We start from the raw sequence: 2135 nt of genomic DNA, 5'->3' as shown, positions 1-2135 counted from the left end.
GGGTCCGACGACCTCCGCGGGGGCGTCGCCTGCCTCGCCTCCCTCGCGCAGAAGCTGAGGAAGGAGAAACCCTCGCTCCTCGTCTCCGCCGGGGACATGATCCAGGGGAACACCTGGGCAAACCTCTTTGAAGGAAAGCCCGTCATAGAGGTCATGAACACCATGCGCTTCGACGCCATGGTCGTCGGCAACCACGAATTCGATTTCGGCAAGACGGCGCTCACGGAACGGATCAGAGAGGCGAATTTCCCCGTCCTCGGGGCGAACGTGACAGGCCTCGACGCGCTCAAGCCTTACGTTGTCAAAGAGGTGGACGGCATACGGGTCGGGATCATCGGCGTCGTCACGGAGGAGACCCCCACGGCGACACACCCCCGCAACGTCGAGGGGTTGACCTTCATGCCCGTCGCCGCGACGGTCGAACGCTGCATTGCCGAGCTGAGTGGCAGGGCCGACATCATCGTCGTCCTGTCCCACCTGGGATACAACGCCGACATGGCCCTCGCGTCGGCCGTGAAAGGCATCGATGTCATCGTAGGCGGGCATTCCCACACAAAGGGAGTGAAACCGATCACGGTGGGCAGCACCGTGATCGTCCAGGCCTGGGAGCACGGCCTGGTACTGGGGGTCCTCGACCTCACGGTGGAGTCGGGCAGGATCGTTGCCGCGGAGGGCAGGCTTGAGGAGGTCGTACCCGCGAAGACGGCAAAGGACGAGAAGGTCGCCGCCATCGTGGAGAAGTGGGCCGACAAGGTGAACGAATCCATGGGGAGGGTCATCGCCGAGGCCGAGGTCGATCTCGACGGAGAGAACGTGCGAGTGAGGGAGACCAATCTCGGCAATTTCATCTCCGACATCCTCCGGCAGGAATCCGGCGCCGATGCGGCCATCATCAACGGAGGCGGGCTCCGCACCAGTATAAAGAAGGGTCCCGTCACTGTCGGCAACATCTATTCCGTCCTGCCTTTCAACAATTACATAGTGGGCATTCGACTGACGGGGCAGCAGATCCGGGACGCTCTCGAATACGGGCTTTCCGGGGTCGAACTGAAGGAGGGGCGCTTCCCGCAGGTCGCCGGCCTCACCGTCACCTACTCGCCGGCGAGAAAACCGGGCAACAGGGTGGGGACGGTCCACGTCGGCGGCGAGCCGATCGTTCCTTCAAAGCAGTACGTCGTGGCCACCGTGGACTTCCTGGCCGCGGGAGGGGACGGGTACCAGGTGTTCCGTGAGGCCATCAGGCAATCTTCCGATTTCGAGATCCTCGGCGGAACGATAAAGAGCGGAAACATCGTTTACAACGATGCGGGCAGATGGGTGAGGGACACGGTCGTATCCGAGGCTCTGCGGTTGAAGAAGCTGGCACCGGCCGTGGAGGGAAGGATAAGGGTCGAAGGCGCAGCCGATGAAGGTACTCGTAAATGACAGGGAGATCCACCTGGCCCCGGGCATGACGGTACGCCATGCCCTCATCGGGGCGGGCCTTCTCGGTGACGTCGAGACCGGGAAGAAGGTCTTCGACGAATGGGGCAACGAAACGGGCCTTGATGGGGCGCTTTCCGAGAACGCCCGGTTATATGTCAGGGCGGAGAGATCGTCATGATCGATACCTTTCTCCTTTCCTTCATCCCCCTCTTCGTGGCCTTCGACGTCCTGGGGGTCCTGCCGCTCTACATCCGGTTCACCGCCTCCATGGACAGTGCCAGAAGAACACGGCACCTCAGGGACTCCCTCTTCACGGCATTCACCATATCCCTCATCTTCGTCATCGTCGGCAACAGGGTCATGACCTATCTCGGGATATCCATGCAGGACTTCCTCATTGCCGGCGGCATCGTCATCTTCATAACCGCCATCAGGGACCTTATCCAGGGCCGTTCCGAGCCCGCCGGAGAGAACGAGTTCTTCGGCGTTGTGCCGCTGGGGATACCCCTTCTCGCAGGCCCCGCCGTCCTCGCCACCTCCATGATCATATGGAACCAGTACCCTTTCTATTACTACCTCATCTCCCTCGTCCTCAACATCATCATCTGCTGGGCCGTCCTCCACTTCTCCGGCTTCATCCTCAAACTCCTCGGCAAACGCGTCGTCGAGGCCCTCTCCCGCGTCTTCAGCCTCATCATCGCCTCCATCGC

General features: G+C 61.6%; 3 protein-coding genes. All 3 read left to right on the top strand.

Annotated elements, in window-relative coordinates; all coding sequences use genetic code 11:
- Positions 1-1425 (top strand): hypothetical protein (locus GXX82_18265; protein ID NLT24983.1); only part of this gene is annotated, 1425 nt, incomplete at its 5' end.
- Positions 1406-1603: a hypothetical protein gene (locus GXX82_18260; GenBank protein NLT24982.1), complete on the top strand. Its 198-nt coding sequence runs from the start codon at positions 1406-1408 to the stop codon at positions 1601-1603. The genes GXX82_18265 and GXX82_18260, both read left to right, overlap by 20 nt.
- On the top strand, positions 1600-2135 hold a 536-nt coding region (locus tag GXX82_18255), incomplete at its 3' end, for a MarC family protein (GenBank protein NLT24981.1). The genes GXX82_18260 and GXX82_18255, both read left to right, overlap by 4 nt.

The organism is Syntrophorhabdus sp., from assembly GCA_012719415.1.
GTDB lineage: Bacteria > Desulfobacterota > Syntrophorhabdia > Syntrophorhabdales > Syntrophorhabdaceae > Delta-02.
This window is presented reverse-complemented; position numbering and strand designations above follow the sequence as displayed.

What these genes read in the sequence shown, in the direction of transcription:
- GXX82_18260 (NLT24982.1), top strand. Translation starts at nt 1,406, where the DNA reads ATGAAGGTACTCGTAAATGACAGGGAGATCCACCTGGCCCCGGGCATG.